The organism is Microbacterium phoenicis, assembly GCF_047302325.1.
Taxonomy (GTDB): Bacteria; Actinomycetota; Actinomycetes; order Actinomycetales; family Microbacteriaceae; genus Microbacterium.
Genome location: NZ_CP154849.1, coordinates 1,457,905 through 1,477,157, shown reverse-complemented (window position 1 = coordinate 1,477,157; position 19,253 = coordinate 1,457,905). Strand labels below are relative to the sequence as shown.

At 69.7% G+C, this 19,253-nt stretch carries 19 protein-coding genes; 7 read left to right on the top strand and 12 right to left on the bottom strand.

The features are described from left to right. Nucleotides 1-4: 4 nt before the first annotated feature. From ABCU91_RS07220 to ABCU91_RS07205, 4 genes are all read right to left on the bottom strand, one after another. Nucleotides 5-826, bottom strand: a complete 822-nt coding sequence (locus ABCU91_RS07220) for a TSUP family transporter (RefSeq protein WP_413355329.1) — start codon at nt 824-826, stop codon at nt 5-7. Between the two features lies 1 nt (nt 827). Continuing rightward, on the bottom strand, nt 828-1,427 hold the full coding sequence (locus tag ABCU91_RS07215; protein WP_406922259.1) for a histidine phosphatase family protein: 600 nt from the start codon (nt 1,425-1,427) through the stop codon (nt 828-830). 73 nt (nt 1,428-1,500) lie between these two features. Further along, on the bottom strand, nt 1,501-2,520 hold the full coding sequence (locus ABCU91_RS07210) for an aldo/keto reductase (protein ID WP_406922260.1): 1,020 nt from the start codon (nt 2,518-2,520) through the stop codon (nt 1,501-1,503). Between the two features lie 214 nt (nt 2,521-2,734). Continuing rightward, nucleotides 2,735-4,999 carry a polyribonucleotide nucleotidyltransferase gene (locus ABCU91_RS07205; protein ID WP_413355328.1) on the bottom strand — a complete coding sequence of 755 codons (2,265 nt, stop codon included), beginning with the start codon at nt 4,997-4,999 and terminating at the stop codon, nt 2,735-2,737. Nucleotides 5,000-5,294: 295 nt separating this feature from the next. Between ABCU91_RS07205 and ABCU91_RS07200 the strand changes: the two genes are divergently transcribed. Then, on the top strand, nt 5,295-5,477 hold the full coding sequence (locus tag ABCU91_RS07200) for a DUF5302 domain-containing protein (protein ID WP_413355327.1): 183 nt from the start codon (nt 5,295-5,297) through the stop codon (nt 5,475-5,477). 63 nt (nt 5,478-5,540) lie between these two features. Here ABCU91_RS07200 and ABCU91_RS07195 read toward each other — a convergent pair whose 3' ends face one another. Next, a complete protein-coding gene (locus tag ABCU91_RS07195; RefSeq protein WP_413355387.1) occupies nt 5,541-6,980 on the bottom strand; it encodes a cation:dicarboxylate symporter family transporter in 1,440 nt (479 codons plus the stop codon). A 125-nt stretch (nt 6,981-7,105) separates the two neighbouring features. Between ABCU91_RS07195 and ABCU91_RS07190 the strand changes: the two genes are divergently transcribed. Continuing rightward, nucleotides 7,106-8,371 (top strand): ATP-binding protein, encoded by a 1,266-nt coding sequence (locus tag ABCU91_RS07190; RefSeq protein ID WP_413355325.1) that lies wholly within the window; start codon nt 7,106-7,108, stop codon nt 8,369-8,371. Further along, the gene (locus tag ABCU91_RS07185; RefSeq protein WP_406922262.1) at nt 8,368-9,048 is read left to right on the top strand and encodes a response regulator; all 681 of its coding nucleotides are present in this window, start codon (nt 8,368-8,370) and stop codon (nt 9,046-9,048) included. Before ABCU91_RS07190 ends, ABCU91_RS07185 begins: the two co-directional genes overlap by 4 nt. Before the next feature lie 7 nt (nt 9,049-9,055). Here the strand turns inward: ABCU91_RS07185 and ABCU91_RS07180 are convergent, their stop codons facing one another. Continuing rightward, complete coding sequence (locus tag ABCU91_RS07180; RefSeq protein WP_406922263.1) at nt 9,056-11,011, bottom strand: GDSL-type esterase/lipase family protein; 1,956 nt, start codon at nt 11,009-11,011, stop codon at nt 9,056-9,058. Between the two features lie 152 nt (nt 11,012-11,163). On the opposite strand from ABCU91_RS07180, the gene ABCU91_RS07175 reads away from it, so the two are divergent. Continuing rightward, on the top strand, nt 11,164-11,760 hold the full coding sequence (locus tag ABCU91_RS07175; protein WP_413355324.1) for a DedA family protein: 597 nt from the start codon (nt 11,164-11,166) through the stop codon (nt 11,758-11,760). A 4-nt stretch (nt 11,761-11,764) separates the two neighbouring features. Here ABCU91_RS07175 and ABCU91_RS07170 read toward each other — a convergent pair whose 3' ends face one another. Further along, nucleotides 11,765-12,409 (bottom strand): FMN reductase, encoded by a 645-nt coding sequence (locus tag ABCU91_RS07170; RefSeq protein ID WP_413355323.1) that lies wholly within the window; start codon nt 12,407-12,409, stop codon nt 11,765-11,767. Beyond that, nucleotides 12,406-13,602, bottom strand: coding sequence for an LLM class flavin-dependent oxidoreductase (locus ABCU91_RS07165; RefSeq protein ID WP_406923396.1), 1,197 nt, complete (start codon nt 13,600-13,602; stop codon nt 12,406-12,408). Before ABCU91_RS07165 ends, ABCU91_RS07170 begins: the two co-directional genes overlap by 4 nt. Before the next feature lie 142 nt (nt 13,603-13,744). Here ABCU91_RS07165 and ABCU91_RS07160 point away from each other — a divergent pair, with 142 nt between their 5' ends. After that, complete coding sequence (locus ABCU91_RS07160; RefSeq protein WP_413355322.1) at nt 13,745-14,857, top strand: acyltransferase family protein; 1,113 nt, start codon at nt 13,745-13,747, stop codon at nt 14,855-14,857. Here the strand turns inward: ABCU91_RS07160 and ald are convergent. Continuing rightward, nucleotides 14,830-15,939 carry an alanine dehydrogenase gene (gene ald, locus ABCU91_RS07155; protein WP_406923397.1) on the bottom strand — a complete coding sequence of 370 codons (1,110 nt, stop codon included), beginning with the start codon at nt 15,937-15,939 and terminating at the stop codon, nt 14,830-14,832. The genes ABCU91_RS07160 and ald overlap by 28 nt on opposite strands. 120 nt (nt 15,940-16,059) lie before the next feature. On the opposite strand from ald, the gene ABCU91_RS07150 reads away from it, so the two are divergent. Together ABCU91_RS07150 and ABCU91_RS07145 are read left to right on the top strand one after the other, a co-directional pair. Next, nucleotides 16,060-16,569 (top strand): Lrp/AsnC family transcriptional regulator, encoded by a 510-nt coding sequence (locus ABCU91_RS07150; protein ID WP_406922267.1) that lies wholly within the window; start codon nt 16,060-16,062, stop codon nt 16,567-16,569. Nucleotides 16,570-16,628: 59 nt separating this feature from the next. Further along, on the top strand, nt 16,629-17,639 hold the full coding sequence (locus tag ABCU91_RS07145; RefSeq protein WP_413355321.1) for an isopenicillin N synthase family dioxygenase: 1,011 nt from the start codon (nt 16,629-16,631) through the stop codon (nt 17,637-17,639). Nucleotides 17,640-17,734: 95 nt separating this feature from the next. Here ABCU91_RS07145 and rpsO read toward each other — a convergent pair whose 3' ends face one another. From rpsO to ABCU91_RS07130, 3 genes are all read right to left on the bottom strand, one after another. After that, on the bottom strand, nt 17,735-18,004 hold the full coding sequence (rpsO, locus tag ABCU91_RS07140; RefSeq protein WP_018187174.1) for a 30S ribosomal protein S15: 270 nt from the start codon (nt 18,002-18,004) through the stop codon (nt 17,735-17,737). Between the two features lie 166 nt (nt 18,005-18,170). Continuing rightward, complete coding sequence (locus ABCU91_RS07135; protein WP_091352309.1) at nt 18,171-18,539, bottom strand: FKBP-type peptidyl-prolyl cis-trans isomerase; 369 nt, start codon at nt 18,537-18,539, stop codon at nt 18,171-18,173. A gap of 42 nt (nt 18,540-18,581) precedes the next feature. Continuing rightward, nucleotides 18,582-19,145 (bottom strand): YceI family protein, encoded by a 564-nt coding sequence (locus ABCU91_RS07130; protein WP_091352306.1) that lies wholly within the window; start codon nt 19,143-19,145, stop codon nt 18,582-18,584. Nucleotides 19,146-19,253: the final 108 nt, after the last annotated feature.

Here is a 19,253-nt window from a genome sequence, read left to right as displayed (position 1 = left end):
CAGCCTAGGCGGGCAGAAACCCGGCGACCGTGTCCCACGCGAGCTTCACGACCAGGAGTCCGAGGACGACGAGGAACACCACACGGACGAACCCGTTGCCCCCGCGGGTGGCCATCCGGGCTCCGATGAAGCCGCCGGTGATGTTCGCGCAGGCCATGACGAGACCGAGCGCCAGGATGATCTCGCCGTGGACGCCGTAGACGATCAGCGCGGCGAGGTTGGTGGTGAGGTTGGCGATCTTCGCATTGACACTCGCCTGCAGGAAGCCGAACCCGAGGACCCCGACGAGGAGGATGACGAAGAACGACCCGGTGCCGGGACCGAGGATGCCGTCGTAGAACCCCACGCCGAGGCCGATGACCCCCGAGCGCCACACGACCGCGACGCGCTCGGCGTGCCGCGGCTCGTGGTGCAGGCCCATCTTCGGGCGGAGGAGGGTGTAGACGCCCACTGCGACGACCGCCACCAGGACGACCGGCGTGAGCACCTCGCGGGGGACGTACCTCGAGAGCGCGGCACCCACGGCCGAGCCGCCGAACGCCCCGAGGACGAGCGGGATCAGGAGGACGAGATGGACCTTCACCCGTCGGAGGTAGACCCAGCTCGCCGACAGCGTCCCGAAGAACGAGCTCAGCTTGTTGGTGCCGAGGATGAACGGGGTGGCGACGTCCTTGGGCACGCCGATGACGAGGGCCGGCAACTGGATGAGACCGCCCCCGCCCACGACGGCGTCGACCCAACCGGCCACCCCTGCCGCGACCACGAGGAACAGCAGCGCGCTCGCGGAGACGGGGAGCCAGTCGGCGAGGAGAGGACCGGTCAGCACCTCACACCGAGAGGATGTCGGGAAGGCCCGTTCGGAGCTCCACCGGGAGGTGAGCGAGGTCGTTGTGGGCCACGAGGGACCACGGCCGCCCGGGACGCTGAGCGAGCACGGTGAGACCGCAGTGCGCCTGATTGATCGTCAGCCAGCGCCATTCCGGAGCCTGCAGCACCTCTCGGACGAACCAGGCGATGACGAAGTTGTGGGTGATGAGCAGCTCGTGGGCGTTGGGCCGGTGGGCGAGGAACTCTGCCCCGGCATCCGCCATCTGCGCCGAACCCGCGTCGGCTTCGGCCTCGGTCACTCCCCCGAAGAACGGCTCGTACACGCTCGGGGTGTCGGGCGTCATCCCGCTCGGGACGCAGTCGAACAGAAGGGCGGTCGGCTCGGGGTCGACGGCGGGGAGCCGCTCCGAGACGGCCCGTGCCGTCTCGGCGGCCCGCAACAGCGGCGAGTGCCAGACGGCGGTCAGCGGAACGCCCGACAGGCGGTCCGCGAGGAGGTCCGCCTGCCGCCGACCGCGCGGCGAGAGCGGTCCGTCGGCGAGTCCGTGCTCCGCGTCGAGGTGCTCGCCGTGCCGCACCAGGTACAGATAGTGCGTCACGTGGTCGCTCGCTTCATCGTGGTTCCCCCGGGTCCCCGGACGTTCCCGGAGTACCTCCAAGCCTAACCGAGGCTCAGTCGGTGGCCCTGGCGATCTCGGCGAGGTGCGCGCGGCTGAGGTGCACGCCGACGCCCTGGACGAGCTCCTCGACGTGCGCGACCGCGTAGGCGTTGACGATCGGCGCGACGACGACACGCTGCGCGAGCAGCCAGGCGATCGCGACCGCCGCGGGAGGAACGGCGAGCTCCGCCGCGATGCGGTCGAGGGCGCGCAGCGTGCGGGCGCCGCGACGGTTCATGCTGGCTGCCAGCTGCCGCCCCCGGACCGAGCCGCCGACCCGGTCGCGAGCCCGATGCACGCCGGAGAGGTAGCCGTGCTCCAACGCCTGCGAAGGCGTCACAGCGATGCCCTGGGCGCCGGCGACGAGGCGGAGGTCGCCGTCGAACTCGTCACGGCGGAGGACGTTGTACGGCACGTCGAGCACCGTGAACCGGGGATATCCCGCGGCCGAGAGGATGCGGGCCTCGACGAGCTGGGCGGCGCGGTAGCCCGCGGCACCGATGGCCCGCACCTTACCGGTCTCCACGAGCCATTCCGCCGTGGCGAGGGTGTCTTCGAGGAGCGTCGTGCGGTCGGCGGTGCCGTCGAGCGAGAGGATGTCGATCCGGTCGGTGCCGAGCCGGGTGAGGGATGCCTCGACCGCGCGCACGAGGTTGACGGACCCGAGTCCGGGGTTGTCGGCGCCGCGGCCGACCTTGACCGTGAGGACGAGGTCGTCGCGGTTGCGACGCGCGGCCATCCAGCGACCGATCGCGTGCTCGCTGCGGCCCGCCGCGTAGCTGTCGGAGGTGTGGACGGCGTTGCCACCCCGTTCGACGTAGCGGTCGAGAATCGCGTGCGCCGCGGCGAGGTCCACGTGCCAGCCGAACTCCGCACCGCCGAGGACGAGCGGGAACACCGAGAACCCGGTCTCGCCGAGCGGAACGCGGATGTTGCGGCCGACCGGCGCACCGTGCACGGGAAGCGGACCGGAGGGGTGGATGCCGGGCACGACCGTCGGCGACGCCTGATCCGCCGTCTCGAACGCTGCCATACCCGTCTCCTTGCGGAGCGCTCGGGGGTTCGCGTGCCCACGCATCCTCCGATGCGCTCCCTCCGAGGGTAGAACAGCCCTCAGACCCGACGCGGACGCGCGCGAGACAACGGGTGACGTTTCCATAACGGTTCGATCCCACCGGATCGACTGAGCGTCCCGACACGACGAACGCCCGCCCTCCGAAGAGGACGGGCGTTCGCCAGAGCGTGGTTCAGGCCTCGGCGGGCGCCTCGGCCGCCGCGTCGCCGGCCGGAGCCGACTCCTCGACGACGGGCTCGAGCGAGAGCTTGCCGCGGTCATCGATCTTCGTGATGCGCACGAGGATCTTCTGTCCGACACCGAGCACGTCTTCGACGTTCTCGACGCGCTTTCCGCCGGCGAGCTTGCGGACCTCGCTGACGTGCAGCAGGCCGTCCTTGCCCGGCAGGAGCGAGACGAACGCACCGAAGGTCGCGATCTTGACGACCGTTCCCAGGAACTGCTCGCCGACCTCGGGGTTGGTCGGGTTGGCGATCGCGTTGACCTGCGCACGGGCGGCCTCTGCCGAGGGACCGTCGACGGCGCCGATGTACACGGTGCCGTCGTCCTCGATCGAGATCTGCGCGCCGGTCTCGTCCTGGATCGCGTTGATCGTCTTGCCCTTGGGGCCGATCAGCTCGCCGATCTTGTCGACGGGGATCTGGACGCTGATGACGCGGGGCGCGGTGGGCGCCATCTCGTCGGGAGCGTCGATCGCCGAGTTCAGGACGTTGAGGATCGTGAGGCGAGCCTCCTTGGCCTGGGTCAGCGCGGCGGCGAGCACCGACGACGGGATGCCGTCGAGCTTCGTGTCGAGCTGGATGGCCGTGATGAACTCGCTCGTTCCGGCGACCTTGAAGTCCATGTCACCGAGAGCGTCTTCGGCGCCGAGGATGTCGGTCAGCGCGGCGTAACGCGTCTGGCCGTCGACCTCGTCGGAGACGAGACCCATGGCGATACCGGCGACGGGGGCGCGCAGCGGCACACCCGCGTTCAGCAGCGACAGGGTCGAGGCGCAGACCGAGCCCATCGACGTCGAGCCGTTCGAGCTCAGCGCCTCGGAGACCTGACGGATCGCGTACGGGAACTCCTCGCGGCTGGGCAGCACCGGAACGAGGGCGCGCTCGGCGAGGAAGCCGTGCCCGATCTCGCGACGCTTCGGGCTGCCGACACGGCCGGTCTCACCGGTCGAGTAGGGCGGGAAGTTGTAGTGGTGCATGTAGCGCTTGCTCGTCGTGGGCGACAGCGAGTCGATCTGCTGCTCCATCTTGAGCATGTTCAGCGTGGTGACGCCCATGATCTGGGTCTCGCCGCGCTGGAAGACCGCCGAGCCGTGGACGCGCGGGATGACCTGCACCTCGGCGTCGAGCGGACGGATGTCGGCGAGCCCACGACCGTCCATACGGACGCCCTCGGAGAGGATGCGGCCGCGAACGACGATCTTGGTGACCGACTTGTACGCCGCAGCGAACTCGATCGGCGCACCGGCGGGGAGCTGATCGGCCTCGACGGCGGCGATCAGCTCGGCCTTGACGCGGTCCTTGACCTTGTCATCGGCTGCCTGACGCTCCTGCTTGTCGGCGATCTGGTAGACGTTCACCAGGTCGTCGTACGCGCGGCCGGCGACGAAGTCGTAGACCTCGGAGCTGTACGAGGCGAAGACCGGGTAGACGCCGGGCTCGCGCGACGACGAGGCAGCCATCTGAGCCTGCGCCTCGACGAGCTGCTTGAGGAACGGCTTGGCGGCCTCAAGGCCGCCTGCGACGATCTCTTCGCTCGGCTTGACGGCGCCGCCCTTGATGAGGTTCCAGCTGTTCTCGGTGGCCTCGGCCTCGACCATCATGATCGCGACGTCGCCGTCGGGGAGGACGCGACCGGCGACCATGAGGTCGAAGACGGCCTCCTCGACCTGAGCCTGGTTCGGGAACGCGACCCACTGGTCGGCGTGCTCGCCGTGGCCGGGGATGAGCGCGAGGCGCACACCGGCGATCGGGCCCGAGAAGGGCAGACCGGAGATCTGCGTCGACGCGGAGGCCGCGTTGATCGCGAGTGCGTCGTAGTACTCGCCGGGTGCGATCGAGAGGACCGTCACGACGATCTGGACCTCGTTGCGGAGGCCGTCGACGAACGACGGGCGCAGCGGCCGGTCGATGAGGCGGCAGACGAGGATCGCCTCGGTGGAGGGGCGGCCCTCGCGACGGAAGAACGAACCGGGGATCTTGCCCGCGGCGTACGAACGCTCTTCGACGTCGACGGTCAGCGGGAAGAAGTCGAAGCCCTCACGGGGGTGCTTGCCTGCGCTGGTGGCCGACAAAAGCATGGTTTCTTCGTCGAGGTAAGCGGCAACGGCGCCCTGCGCCTGCTGTGCCAGTCGTCCGGTCTCGAACCGGACGGTGCGGGTGCCGAAACGGCCGTTGTCGAGAACGGCTTCGGCGGCGGTGATTTCTGGACCTTCCAAGAGGTCTCTCCTTCTTTGTTTAGACTCGCACGCGCGTTTCGCGCACGAGATCGTGCGAAGGAGCAGGAACAGGCAGTTATGGGCGCGCGGAGACATCCGCGAAGTCCGCCTGCGCTGGCCACCAGTCGAAGACCACCATCCATCGGAACGGGATGGGAATCCACCACAGGGGACCAGCTTCCTGCCGGGCCTGCTCCATGAGCTCACTGTGAAGTTGAGCGGATGCCGCGAACAGAACCGCGGGCAACCCGAGCCAGCCTATCAGCGCACCCCCTTCGGTGCGTATCGTTGCGGGATGAGCGACGACGAGAAGACCGCGGGCGCGGCATCCGATGACATGAAGCGGAAGTTCCGCGAGGCGCTCGAGAAGAAGAACTCGCGCACCCGGCAGGGTGAGGCCCACCTGGACGGCGACTCGGCCGTGCACGGCACGCACGGTGCGGTCACCAAGCGCGAGTTCCGACGCAAGAGCGGCTGAGCACGACATGACGAAGGCCCGGATGCCGAGTGGCGTCCGGGCCTTCGTCGTGACCGTCGCGTGTCAGCTGCCGAGATCGGCGCGGCGGGCGCGGGCCCGCTCCTCCTTGGCCTCCGCCTCGGCGAGCGCGGCGTCGTTGAGTCCCGAGGTGTCGACGGCACCGGTGTCATCAGAGACGCCGTGGGCGGTCAACGTCGCCTCGTCGAACGGGCGGCGCCCGGCGAGCACGGCCGCCACCTGCTCGCGGTCGATCTGCTTCGTCCACGTTCCGATGAGAAGGGTCGCCACAGCGTTCCCGGTGAAGTTCGTGAGCGCACGCCCCTCGGACATGAACCGGTCGATCCCGACGATGACGCCGACGCCGTCGACCAGGTCGGGACGGTAGGCCTGCAGGCCGCCGGCGAGGGTCGCGAGACCCGCGCCCGTGACGCCCGCGGCGCCCTTGGACGCGATGATCATGAAGACGAGGAGTCCGATCTGCTCGGGGATCGACATCGGGGCGCCGAGCCCGGTCGCGATGAACAGCGAGGCCATCGTCAGGTAGATCGCGGTGCCGTCGAGGTTGAACGAGTACCCGGTGGGGACCGTGATGCCGACGACCGGCTTGGACACGCCGAGGTGCTCCATCTTCGCGATGAGGCGCGGGAGAGCCGACTCGCTCGAGGAGGTGCCGACGATGAGGAGGTACTCGCGCCCGAGGTACTTCATGACCTGGAAGATGTTGACCCGGGCGACGGCGTAGAGCATCGTGCCGAGCACACCCACGATGAAGACGATGCACGTGATGTAGAAGGCGATCATCAGGATGCCGAGGCTCACGATCGCCGCGAACCCGGTCTTGCCGACGACGGCGGCGATGGCGCCGAACGCACCGATCGGGGCGAGCCAGAGGATCATGCCCAGGATGCGGAAGACAAGGGCCTGGAGGTTCTTGACCGCGTTCATGATGGGCTCGGCCTTCGCGCCCATCTTCTGCAGGGCGAAGCCGACCAGCAGCGCGATGAAGAGGACCTGCAGCACGCTCTCGCCGGTGAAGGCGGAGAAGAACGTGGTCGGGATGATGCCGAGGATGAACTCGGTCGTCGTCTTCGCCTCGCTCGTGTCGCCCGCGTCGTACTGGGCGTTCTGCATGTTCAGGCCCTCACCCGGGTGGATGATGTTGCCGACGACGAGACCGATCGCGAGGGCGAAGGTCGACATGGCCATGAAGTACAGCAGGGCGAGGCCGCCGATGCGACCGACCGTGGCTGCCTTCGCGATCGACCCGACACCGACGACGATCGTGCAGAAGATGATCGGCGCGATCATCATCTTGATGAGGTTGACGAACGCCTTGCCGACCGGTTCGAGGGACTCGCCGAAGGCGGGCCAGATCAGACCGACGACGCAGCCGATGACGACGGCGATGATGACGGAGACGTAGAGCCACGTGTGCTTGTCCCACGCCTGCTTGCCCCGGCGCGGGTTGTATCCGGGGAGCCGGAACGAGGATGTGAGGGCCATGATCTCTCCTGGGTGACAGTCGTTGTCGGAGTCGACGGCGGTGTCGACGAGGATCAGCGTGCCGGGTGTGCACGCGCCGGAGCAGTTGTGGTCGTATTGGTCGCAGATCGACGAGAGGAGGCGATGTGGCCCGGTCAGGCGCAGCGAGCGCGGCATCCCGCGTGTTCCTCGCCGTCGCCGCGGCCGTCGTGATCCTGTCGCTGGCGATCGCGGGGATCCTTCTGTGGGAGGGACAGCGCGCCGCCCGCGCCGAGGCGGAGCGCGTCACCCGCGCCGTCGCCGAGACGATCGCCGACAGCACCGGGGTCGCCGAGGCCCTCGCGCGCGGAGACCGCACCGCGGCGACGAGCCTCCTGCAGCCCGAGGTCGAGGCGGTCACGAAGGACGCCGGCGTCGATTTCGTCACGATCATGGACCCGGCCGGCATCCGCATCACCCATCCGGACCCGGCTCGCATCGGCAAGACGTACATCGGGACGATCCCGACCGGGACGGCCACGCTCACGGAGGAGTTCACCGGCACGCTCGGACCGTCGGTCCGCACCATCGCGCCCGTCCTGTCCGACGGCGTCGTGGTCGGACGGGTCTCGGTCGGCGTCACGATCGGCTCGATCACGGAGGCGCTCGGCCCGCGGATCCTCGTCGCCGTCGCCATCGCCGTCCTCCTCGCGGCGGCGGGACTCGCCGGCGCGGTCTACGCCCGTCGGGTGACACGGAGGGTCGCGGGCGACCTGCCCGCCGGGGCCGTCCGCGACGCCGTCTCGTCCTACGAGTCGATGCGGACACTCGGCGACGCGCTCCGCGCGCAGACCCACGAGCACGGGAACCGCCTGCACACGGCCATCGCCCTGCTCGAACTCGGACGCACGCGCGAGGCGATCGACATCCTCTCCGAGGACGCGCGGCAGAGTCAGCTCCTCGTCGACCAGGTCGCGGCTCGCCGTGAGGGTGATCCGACCGTCGGTGCGCTCCTGCTCGGCAAGGCGTCGCAGGCGGCCGAGCGCGGCGTGGAGTGGCGCGCACGCATCGACGCCGATGCTCAGCGCTCGGTCCTCTCCCCGGTCGACGCGGTCTCGGTCGTCGGGAACCTCATCGACAACGCGCTGGATGCCGCGGCATCCGCTCCCCCGCCGCGATGGGTCGACGTGCAGATGACGCGCACGACCGAGGACGAGCTCGCCCTCGAGGTCGCCGACAGCGGAGCCGGGATCCCCGCCGACATCGCGGACCGCATCTTCGAGCACGGGTTCTCGACGAAGCCTGCGGGCAAGGCGGGAAGAGGCGTCGGGCTCGCCCTCGTCCGCGCGATCGTCGACGAAGCCGAGGGCACGATCTCCCTGCGTTCCGACCCGACGACCTTCCGCGTGATCCTCCCCCGGGGTGACGCATGATCGGCGTCATGCTCGTCGACGACGACGCTCTGACCCTCGAACTGCACCGCGGCTACGTCGAGCGGCTCGACGGCTTCGAGGTCGTCGCGGAGTGCACGGGCGCGCGCGCTGCCCTGTCCGCGCTCCTGGGCAGCCCCGGTGCGGGCGAGATCGATCTGGTCCTCCTCGACATGACGATGCCCGACGGCTCCGGTCTCGACGTCCTCCGCCACCTGCGGGCGCGCACCGGCACCGTCGATGTGATCGCCATCACCTCCGTTCGGGATTCCGAGGTCGTCCGTCAGGTGATCGCCCTCGGCGCCGCGCAGTACCTCGTGAAACCGTTCACCTTCAGCGACTTCCGCGACCGGATGATGCAGTACCTGCGATTCCGCGAGCGACTCTCGCTAGCCGCGGGGACGGCGACCCAGGCCGAGATCGATGCGATGGTGGGCGCCCTCCGCACCTCGCCGACCCCCACCCTTCCGAAGGGCCTGTCCGCCGAGACACTGGACAGGGTGAGCGCGCTCCTGCGGTCCGGACCGGCATCCGCGAGAGAGGCCGCCGACAGTCTCGGGATGTCGCGGGTCGCCGCGCGACGCTACCTCGAACACCTCGCCGAGGCGGGGCGCGCCGAGCGTGCGCAGCGCTACGGGACTCCCGGCCGCCCTGAGGCGGAGTACCGCTGGGTGCGCTGACCGCCCGCTACCGGCGGACGTCCGCGTGTCCCGTGGGGCGCCCGACGACGACGTAGTCGGGCAGCTTCGCGGAGCGGCCGTCGCCTGCCGTCCGTCCCCGCAGCCGACGCCACATCCACGGGAGGGCATCGCGGCGCAACCAGGTACCGGAGGACGGCGGGTCCTCATCGACGTGGAACGCCTCGTCGAGGTCGGCGAGAGCGTCGGCGTGGGGCACGCCGAGCGCCTCAGCAGCGCGGTAGGCGACGGAGCGGTGCCCGCGGGAACGCAGGTGCACCTTGTCGTCCGCCCAGACGTCGACCCTCGCGAGATCGACGTCCGCAGCGAGATCGAGAAGGGTTGCCCCGGTGCGGGCGGCGACCGCACGTAGTCGGGCGTTGTAGACCGCGAACCGCCGCGTGAACACGCGCGCGGCCAGCCGGTCGGGCAGGAAGATCGTCGCCAGCAGCACGTCGCACCCGGCGCTCTGGAGCCGCGTGACGGCATCCTCCACCTCCGCCGCGAGGGAGAGGGGGTCGCACACGGGCTGGACGAGGTCGTTGGCTCCGATGAGGATCGAGACGAGGTCTGGACGCAGCTCCAGGCATCGCGGCAGCTGCTCGTCGACCAGGTGGGAGACCCGGCGGCTGCGGACCGCCAGATTCGCGTAGCGGAACGGCCGGGTAGCCCCGCCGCTCAGTGCGAGCAGGTGCGCCAGCCGGTCCGCCCAGCCGCGGAACGACCCCGCCGGCATCCGGGAGGTGTCGCACAGACCTTCGGTGATCGAGTCCCCCAGCGCGACATAGCGGGACCATCGACGCGCAGGTGCAGGTCGGGCGACCGTGTCCGGCCGGGGCCATGCGACGACGCGACGCCCGGCATCCCGTCGATGGAGGACGGCGGCACGGTCGTAGTGCTCGAGCAGGCGCTCGGCGAGCGCGTCCCATGTGCGTCCGGCGACCGCGGTCCGCGCGGCGTGGGCGAAGGCGCGGCGCTTCGCGTCGTCGCCCGCGAGGTCCACGACACGAGCGCGCAGGTCGTCGGCGTCCCCGGGACGGTACAGCCATCCGTCGACGCTGCTGCGGACGAGGTCGACCGGGCCGCCGGTCCCCGTCGCGACCACGGGGACCCCACTGGCCTGCGCCTCCTGGATGGTCTGCCCGAACGTCTCGCTCTCGCCGGGGTGGACGAAGACGTCGAACGACGCCAGGGCCGTCGCGAGCGCGTCACCGTCGAGGTGTCCGAGGAAGACGGCTTCCGGGAGGAGCCGCTCCAGCGATGCCCGCGCAGGGCCGTCGCCGACGATGACGAGACGGATGCCGGGGGTCCCCCGGAGCGCGATCAGATCCTCCACCTGCTTCTCGGGGGCGAGCCGACCGACGTACCCGACGATGACCTCGCCGGGGGCGATGCGGGCACGCCAGGCCTCGTCGCGTCGCTCGGGGGTGAACCGCTGCCCGTCGACGCCGCGCCCCCACAGGCCGACGCGGTCGACGCCGAGCGCCGCGAGCTGGACGCGCGCGGCCTCGGAGGGGGCGAGGGTGAGAGTGGCCCGCCGGTGCAGTCGTCGCACCTGCGCCTCGGCGAGCGCGGTGGCCTGCGGAACGCCGTATCGCCCCGCATAGGCGATGACGTCGGTCTGGTAGACGGCGACGCTCGGCAGACGCTGCGACTCGGCGGCGATAACGCCCTGCCACCCCAGCAGGAAGGGCGAGGCGAGATGGACGACGTCGGCATCGAAGCGTGCGAGGTCGCGCGCGATCGAGGCCGCGGGCGGGACCGCGAGCCGCACAGCGGGGTATTTCGGGAGCGGGATCGACGCGACGGCGCGGCCCGGCATCCCGAGGTCGTACCGCCTGACCCCCGGGGCGACCACGAACACGTCGTGCCCGCGGCGCTGGAGGTGCTCCCGGATCTGGAGGACGGATCCGGTGACCCCGTTCATGTGCGGGAGGAATGACTCGGTGACGACCGCGACTCTCACACGACCAGGGTGCCCGCGAGCACGGGGGTGGGACAGGGCTCAGACCGCCGGATCGCGGACTGTTCATCCACTTCTCGTCTCGCCGTCACCGGAGCGTTCCCCGCCGGCTTCGCGTTCGCGCGGCGTTCACATCGCACTGGTACGCAGGGGCCGTGATCGGCGATCTCTTCACGAGCGTGGCCTCGAGTCCTTGGGCGCTCCCCGCGCTGTTCGCCCTCGTCTTCGCCGACGCGGTGCTCGTCATCGTCCCCGGCGAGGTGGCGGTGACAGCGACGGGGGCGCTCGCCGCCGCCACGGGCAGTCCCCCGCTCGTCGCTGTCGTCATCGTCGCCGCGGTCGCCGCCTTCTGCGGGGACGCGCTCTGCTACGGCGTCGGCAGGGTCGCGGGCGTGGAACGATGGCGGTGGATGCAGCATCCTCGCGTCCGCTCGGCCTTCGCGTGGGCCGGCACCCGACTCGCTCAGGGCACGGCGACGGTCGTCTTCACGGCCCGATTCATCCCATTCGCCCGACTCGCGGTCAACCTCACGGCGGGCGCCACTCGGGTCCCGCCCGGTCGCTACTTCGTGGCGGTTGCCGTCGCGGCGACGGCGTGGGCCGTCTACCAGGCCGTCATCGGCGCCGCGATCGGCACGCTGCTGCCGGACAGCCCCGTCGTCGCCGTCATCGCCTCGATCGTCGTCGCGATCGCGCTCGGACTCGCGATCGACGTGGCGGCGGCCCGGCTGGCGGGCAGCCGCAGGCGATGATCGACTACTCGCCCGAGAGGCCGCCCAGCAGGTGGCCGAAGGATCCGCCCTTGCCGAGGTAGGACTCGGGGTCGAAGGGGTCGAGCGCCTCCTCTGCAGGGCGTCGGGTGACGGCATCCGCCAGTTCCCGTGCACCGCGCTCGATCCGCGCCGACAGGGGCGACACGTCGTCGGCACGGGCGCCCCAGTCCGACGATGCGGCGAACACACCGGTCGAGACGGCCTCGGCGTGCAGGTAGGCGAACAGCGGACGGATCGCGTAGTCGATGGCGAGCGAGTGCCGCGCCGTGCCCGCGTTCGCCCCGATGAGGACGGGCTTCCCCTGCAGCGCGTCGGGGTCGAGCACGTCGATGAACGACTTGAACAGGCCCGAGTAGCTCGTCGAGAAGATCGGCGTCACGACGATGAGCGCGTCGGCCGACACGACCGTGTTGATCATCGTCTCGAGGGCGGGCGGAGCGAACCCGGTGAGCAGGTTGTTCGTGATGTCGTGCGCGTACTCGCGGAGCTCGAAGGTGTCGACGGATGCCTCCACCCCCCGCTCGCGCAGGTCCGCCAGCACGGCGGCCGAGAGCTTGTCGGCCAGCATCCGCGTCGACGAGGGGTTCGACAGCCCCGCCGACACGACGGCGATGCGCCGGGCGGTCATCGTGCACCACCCAGACCGAACGCGGCACCCACGGGCGTCGGGGTGTCCTGGTAGGGGCTCGGACCCGACAGGTTGTCGCCGCGGTTGGCGCGCGGGCGCGCCTCGCGCGCCGGTCCGTCGCCGTACGTCGCCGCGACCCGTGCCGCGTGCGTGGGTGCGTCGGGGACGATCGTCGGGCGGTCCTTCGCGAGCTCCTTGCGGAGGACGGGGACGACCTCGCCGCCGAGGAAGTCGAGCTGCTCGAGGACCGTCTTGAGCGGGAGCCCGGCGTGGTCGACGAGGAACAGCTGCCGCTGGAAGTCGCCGAACAGGTCGCGCATCCCGGCGTAACGGTCGATGACCTGCTGCGGCGAGCCGACGGTCAGCGGCGTCATCTCGGAGAAGTCCTCCATCGACGGACCGTGGCCGTAGACGGGGGCGTTGTCGAAGTACGGGCGGAACTGCGCGACGGCATCCTGCGAGTTCTTCGCCATGAACGCCTGCCCGCCGATCCCGACGATCGCCGCCTCGGGGGCGCCGTGGCCGTAGTGCTCCCAGCGCTGGCGGTACAGGCCGATGAGGCGCTGGTAGTGCTCGGCGGGCCAGAAGATGTTGTTCGCGAAGAAGCCGTCACCGTAGTAGGCCGCCTGCTCGGCGATCTCGGGCGTGCGGATCGAGCCGTGCCAGACGAACGGCGGCACGCCGTCGAGCGGACGCGGCGTCGAGGTGAAGCCCTGCAGCGGCGTGCGGAACTTGCCCTCGAAGTCGACGACGTCCTCGCGCCACAGCTTGTGCAGCAGCGCGTAGTTCTCGATCGCCAGCGGCACGCCCTGACGGATGTCCTTGCCGAACCAGGGGTAGACCGGGCCGGTGTTGCCGCGGCCGAGCATGAGGTCCATGCGCCCGCCCGACAGGTGCTGCAGCATCGCGTAGTCCTCGGCGATCTTCACCGGGTCGTTCGTGGTGATGAGCGTCGTCGAGGTAGAGAGGATCAGGCGCTCGGTCTGCGCGGCGATGTATGCGAGCGTCGTCGTCGGCGAGGACGACCAGAACGGCGGGTTGTGGTGCTCCCCGATCGCGAACACGTCGAGGCCGACCTCTTCAGCGTGCTTGGCGATCTCGACGGTCGCCGAGATGCGCTCACGCTCGCTGGGCGTGTGACCCGTGGTCGGGTCCTGCGTGATGTCGGTGACGGTGAAGATGCCGAACTGCACCCCGGGCCAGCTGGCGGTGCTGTTGGTGTCGCTCACGATGTCTCTCTCGATTCCCGGACGGATCGCGTCCGATTCATGCAAGTGAATATACCGAAGTCAACGTCTCAGCGTCCACGTTATTCCCGCAGGTACGCTGGCCCGAATGAGCACCCCCGGCCGCACCCGCCGCGTGCCCATCTGGGACAACGCCCGGGCCGCCTGCATCCTTCTCGTCGTCCTCGGACACGCGATCCAGCGCCTGACCTACGACTCCGACATCGCGCAGAGCCTCTACTACCTGATCTACGCGTTCCACATGCCCGCGTTCGCGCTGATCTCCGGATACTTCTCGAGGTCCGATCCGCCGAACCGGCGCCGGATGGTCCGCATCCTCACCGACATCGTGCTCCCCTACGTCATCTTCGACGGACTCTGGACGCTCACGAAGCTGCTCGTCGAAGGACGCACCAACCCCAACCTCACGCAGCCGTCGTGGACTCTGTGGTTCTTGCTCGCCCTCGCGATCTTCCGACTCGTGCTCCCTTACCTCGCACTGCTCCGGATGCCGCTGCTCTGGGCGCTCGTCGTGTCGATCTCGGTCGGCTACCTCCCGAACGTCGACTCCACGCTCTCCCTGTCGCGCACCCTCGGCTTGCTGCCCTTCTTCACCCTCGGCTGGTGGCTGCATCAGCACGGCTTCCTGGAGCGGCACGGATTCCTTCACCGGCGACGCGTCTCGCTCCGGATCGCCGCCGCCGCCGCCCTGGCCGCGGCGGGCGTCTGCGCATGGCTCTTCGTCGACGAGCTCACGACCATGCACCTCGGACAGTGGCTCTTCTACGAACAGGACTACGCCGATCTCGGCGGAACGCAGTGGTGGGCCGGCGGCATCCGTCTGCTGCTCATGGCCATCGCGCTCGTGCTCAGCGCATCGTTCTTCGTCCTTATCCCACGACGGGAGTACCGCTGGACGGCGATCGGGCGTTACACGATGTACGTGTACCTGCTGCACTCGTTCGTGCTCTACCCGCTGCGCGAATCGGGGATCCTCCGGGGCCTCGACCCGACCTGGCTGTGGCTGCCCCTCGTCGCACTCCTGTCCGCGGCGATCACGGTCGGGCTCGCGTCGAAACCGGTTCGCCGCGTCTTCCGACCGCTCGTCGAACCGCGTCCGGGGTGGCTCTTCGCCGATCCCGACCTGGTCCGCCCCGGCGCGACGCGCACCGACCCGACCGGGTCGCGGCGTCCTCAGACGCCGACGCCGGCGGGGCCGTAAGCCAGCCCGAAAGCCGCCGCGACGCCCTCGTTGGTCACACGCCCGCCACGCACGTTGAGTCCCTTCGCGAGCGCGGGATCGGCGGCCGCCGCGGCATCCCAACCGCGGTCGGCGAGTGCCGTCACGTACGGGAGGGTCGCGTTCGTCAGAGCACGCGTCGACGTTTCGGGAACAGCGCCGGGCATGTTCGCGACGCAGTAGTAGACCGCCTCGTGGACGGCGAACGTCGGGTCATCATGGGTCGTGGGCCTCGATCCCTCGAAGCACCCGCCCTGATCGATGGCGATGTCGACGAGTACCGCCCCCGCCTTCATGCCCGCAATCATGTCGAGCGTCACGAGCTTGGGCGCCGCCGCTCCCGGGATGAGCACAGACCCGATCACGAGATCGGCGGATGCCACTTGCTCGGCGATCTCGAAGCGGGTGGAGGCGCGGGTGTGGAGGCCCGTGTAGCGCTTCTCCAGTTCACGCAGGCGCGGCAGCGACACATCCAGGACGGTGACGTCCGCGCCCATGCCGAGCGCGTTGGCCGCAGCGTGCTCCCCGGCGACGCCGCCGCCGATCACGACGACCTTCGCTTTCGGCGTACCGGCCACGCCACCGAGCAGCGTGCCGCGGCCACCGGCCGCGGTCATGAGCGTGTGAGCGCCGACCGTGATGGAGATGCGGCCCGCCACCTCGCTCATCGGCGACAGGAGCGGAAGGGCGCGGTCGGCGGTCTGCACGGTCTCGTAGGCCACGGCCGTGGTCCCGGCGGCGATGAGGGCGTCGGTCAGCGGCCGATCCGCAGCCAGGTGGAGGTACGCGAACAGCGTGAGATCGTCACGGAGGTGGGGGTACTCCGCCGCGATCGGCTCCTTCACCTTCACGACGAGCTCGGCCCTCCCCCACGTCGATTCCGCATCGGGGGTGATGACGGCACCGGCCGCGGCGAACGCGTCATCTCCGATGCGCGAGCCTGCACCGGCGCCGGACTGCACGAGCACCTCGTGACCGCGCGCCACGAGCGCGTCGACCCCCGCAGGGGTGATGGCCACGCGGTTCTCGTTGTTCTTGATTTCCGTAGGGATGCCGATGCGCATGGCGTCACGCTCCTCGTCAGCGAGTGATGTGCGAATCATCCTGCAGAAGATTCGTTACAGCCGGGTGACAGTCGAAGATCATTCGGTGAGAATGGATTCACACTCCCGAATCGAGGAAGAATGACCGCGACTCCGCTCGATCCGACGAAGAATCATCGGCCGGCGGCTGACCTCGACGAGGTCGATCGGGCCATCGTCGAGGCCCTGGCCGCGGAGGCGCGGCTCACGAACGCCGAGGTCGCGGCCCGGGTCGGCGTCGCGGCATCCACCGCCCACGCGCGCACCCGCGCGCTCGTGGACCGCGGCGTGATCACCGGCTTCCACGCGAGCGTGGACCAGCGGATCGCCGGCGCGGGCCTGCAGGCCATCGTCCATGTGACCCTGCGCCCCGGCTCCCGGCATGAGAGCATCACCGAGTTCGCGCACGAGGTGCGCGGCCTGCCGCAGGTGATCCAGATGTTCTTCCTCGGCGGGTCCGACGACTTCCTCATCCATATCGCCGTCGCAGATTCCAGCGATGTCCGTGCCTTCGTCGTCGAGCACCTGTCGGCGCAGCGCAGCGTCGCGAACACGCGCACGAGCATCATCTTCGACTACCACCGCAACCGCGTCGCCGCCCCGTTCCACTGAGTCGGTAACCGCTTGAAACAAAGCGCCGACCACCTGAAACCTCTGCTTATCCTCGGACCATGTCCGCGCAGAGTCTCCCCGTCCTCGACCTCTCCCTCCTCGATCAGGGAGCGGATGCCGCAGAGGCGTTCCGCACCGAGCTGCGCCGCGCGACCCACGAGGTCGGCTTCTTCTACCTCACCGGCACCGGCGTCTCCCCCGAGCTGGAAGATCGCCTCCACCGCGCCGCGCGCACCTTCTTCGAGCTGCCCGATGAGGCCAAGCTCGAGATCGAGAACATCAAGAGCCCCCACTTCCGCGGCTACACACGCATCGGCGGCGAACGCACGCAGGGTCTCGTGGACTGGCGCGAGCAGATCGACATCGGCCCGGAGCGTCCGGCGATCGACGATCCCGACGCTCCCCCCTATGCCGCCCTCGTCGGACCCAACCTGTGGCCGAGCGCCCAGCCCGAGCTCCGCGAGATCACCGACGAGTGGACCGCGATCCTCTCCGCCGTGGGACGAAAGCTCCTCCGCGCCTGGGCGGAGGCGCTCGGCGCACCGGCGACGTACTTCGACGACCACTTCGGCGAGGCGCAGACTCTGCTGAAGATCGTCCGCTACCCGGGGTCGAGCGCCCCCGAGCCCCAGCAGGGAGTCGGAGCGCACAAGGACGCCGGCGTCCTCACGCTGCTGTGGGTCGAGCCGGGCAAGGGCGGCCTGCAGGTCGAGAAGGACGGCGAATGGGTCGACGCCCCCGCCGTGCCCGGTACGTTCGTCGTCAACATCGGCGAGCTCCTCGAACACGCGACCGGCGGCTACCTCACGGCGACGAACCACCGGGTCGTGTCGCCGCGCGCCCCCGGGGACCGCATCTCGGTGCCGTTCTTCTTCAACCCGTCGCTCGATGCGGAACTCCCCGCTATCGATCTGCCCGCCGAGCTCGCGGCGCAGGCCCGCGGGATCTCCCAGGACCCCCGCAACCCGATTCACGGCCTCCATGGCGAGAACGCGCTGAAGTCCCGACTGCGGGCCCACCCGGACGTCGCCGAGATCTGGCACCCCCACCTCGGCACGGCGCGCGTCTGAGTCGCGCACCCGGCCGGGAACGATGAAGGCCGCCCCACACCGTGGGGCGGCCTTCTCAAGAATGTTCTGCGCGATTGAACGCTGGCAGCGATGCCTTATCGACGGAGGCCGAGGCGCTCGATGAGCGAGCGGTAACGGTTGATGTCGACGTCCTGGAGGTAGCCCAGGAGACGGCGGCGCTGACCGACGAGCAGGAACAGACCACGACGCGAGTGGTGGTCGTGCTTGTGCTCCTTGAGGTGCTCGGTGAGGTCCTTGATGCGCTGCGTCAGCATCGCGACCTGCACCTCGGGGGATCCGGTGTCACCGGGGTGCGTCGCGTACTCTTCGATGATCGCCTTCTTGACGTCTGCTTCCAGTGCCATAGGTGATCCCCTTCCTCTTCGTTGCGCGGCGCCCGACGCCTGATGCGTGGGCTCTCTTTATCCGCGGCCGATCGAACGGCAACCACAGGAGTCTACAGGACGACGCGGACGCGGACGACCGAGGGCCTGGCCGCCGAAGCGACCAGGCCCTCGTGTGCGATGCGTCTCAGCCGACGGCGAGCAGATCGATGATGAAGATCAGCGTCTTGCCGCCGAGGAAGTGGCCGCCGGCCGGGCCGTAGGCCAGGTGCGGCGGGATGACGAGCTCACGCCGTCCGCCGACCTTCATCCCGGGGATGCCGTCCTGCCAGCCCTGGATGAGGCCGCGGAGGGGGAACTGGATGCTCTCGCCGCGGTTCCACGACGAGTCGAACTCCTCGCCGGAGACGTACTCGACGCCGACGTAGTGGACGGTGACGGTGTCGCCGGGCTTCGCCTCGGCGCCGTCGCCCTCGATCAGGTCGCGGACGACGAGGTCGGAGGGGGCGGCACCCTGAGGAGCGTCGATCTCGGGCTTGGTGCGGTCTGCAGTCATGAGTCCATCCAAACCGAGCGGCATCCGGTGGTCAAACGCGACTCAGGCCTGGATCGAGCCCTGGAGGTCGAGCTCGATCGTGACGTCCTTCCCGACGAGCACGCCACCGGTCTCGAGCGCGGCGTTCCAGGTGAGGCCGAAGTCCTCGCGGTTGATGACCGTCTTCGCCGTGGCGCCGGCCTTGTAGTTACCCCAGGGGTCGGTGCCGAAGCCACCGAAGTCGACCTCGAAGGTGACGGGCTTGGTGACGTCCTTGATGGTCAGGTTGCCGTCGACGAGGAAGTCGCCCTTCTCGATGCGCACGCCGGTCGACGCGAAGGTGATCTCGGGGTAGGTCTCGACGTCGAAGAAGTCGGCGCTGCGAAGGTGACCGTCGCGGCCCTCGTCCTTGGTGTCCAGCGACGCGGCGTCGACCTTGGCCTCGAGCGTAGCCTCGAGCGGGTTCTCGGGGGCGACGAGGGTCGCCTCCTTGACGTTGAAGTGGCCACGGACCTTGGAGATCATCATGTGGCGGACGCTGAAGCCCACCTCGCTGTGGGACGCGTCGAGGATCCAGGTTCCCGCCTTGTAGCCGGGGATGTCGAGGGTGGCGGTGGAGTCGGTCATGATCGTCCTTCGTGGAGGGGTTCCGGCACGCGCCGGCGGTCAAGAGGGCGAAACGTCGCCGGATCCGAGCCTATTCCCATGAATGCAGATCCGCCGGTACGCGACCCC

Bases quoted from the DNA above. Each gene is read 5' to 3' on its own strand.
- ABCU91_RS07185 (WP_406922262.1), top strand. From the start codon at position 8,368: ATGATCGGCGTCATGCTCGTCGACGACGACGCTCTGACCCTCGAACTG.
- ABCU91_RS07195 (WP_413355387.1), bottom strand. From the start codon at position 6,980: ATGGCCCTCACATCCTCGTTCCGGCTCCCCGGATACAACCCGCGCCGG.
- ABCU91_RS07160 (WP_413355322.1), top strand. From the start codon at position 13,745: ATGAGCACCCCCGGCCGCACCCGCCGCGTGCCCATCTGGGACAACGCC.
- ABCU91_RS07210 (WP_406922260.1), bottom strand. From the start codon at position 2,520: ATGGCAGCGTTCGAGACGGCGGATCAGGCGTCGCCGACGGTCGTGCCC.
- ABCU91_RS07200 (WP_413355327.1), top strand. From the start codon at position 5,295: ATGAGCGACGACGAGAAGACCGCGGGCGCGGCATCCGATGACATGAAG.
- ABCU91_RS07150 (WP_406922267.1), top strand. From the start codon at position 16,060: ATGACCGCGACTCCGCTCGATCCGACGAAGAATCATCGGCCGGCGGCT.
- ABCU91_RS07145 (WP_413355321.1), top strand. From the start codon at position 16,629: ATGTCCGCGCAGAGTCTCCCCGTCCTCGACCTCTCCCTCCTCGATCAG.
- ABCU91_RS07130 (WP_091352306.1), bottom strand. From the start codon at position 19,145: ATGACCGACTCCACCGCCACCCTCGACATCCCCGGCTACAAGGCGGGA.
- ABCU91_RS07170 (WP_413355323.1), bottom strand. From the start codon at position 12,409: ATGACCGCCCGGCGCATCGCCGTCGTGTCGGCGGGGCTGTCGAACCCC.
- rpsO (WP_018187174.1), bottom strand. From the start codon at position 18,004: ATGGCACTGGAAGCAGACGTCAAGAAGGCGATCATCGAAGAGTACGCG.
- ABCU91_RS07135 (WP_091352309.1), bottom strand. From the start codon at position 18,539: ATGACTGCAGACCGCACCAAGCCCGAGATCGACGCTCCTCAGGGTGCC.
- ald (WP_406923397.1), bottom strand. From the start codon at position 15,939: ATGCGCATCGGCATCCCTACGGAAATCAAGAACAACGAGAACCGCGTG.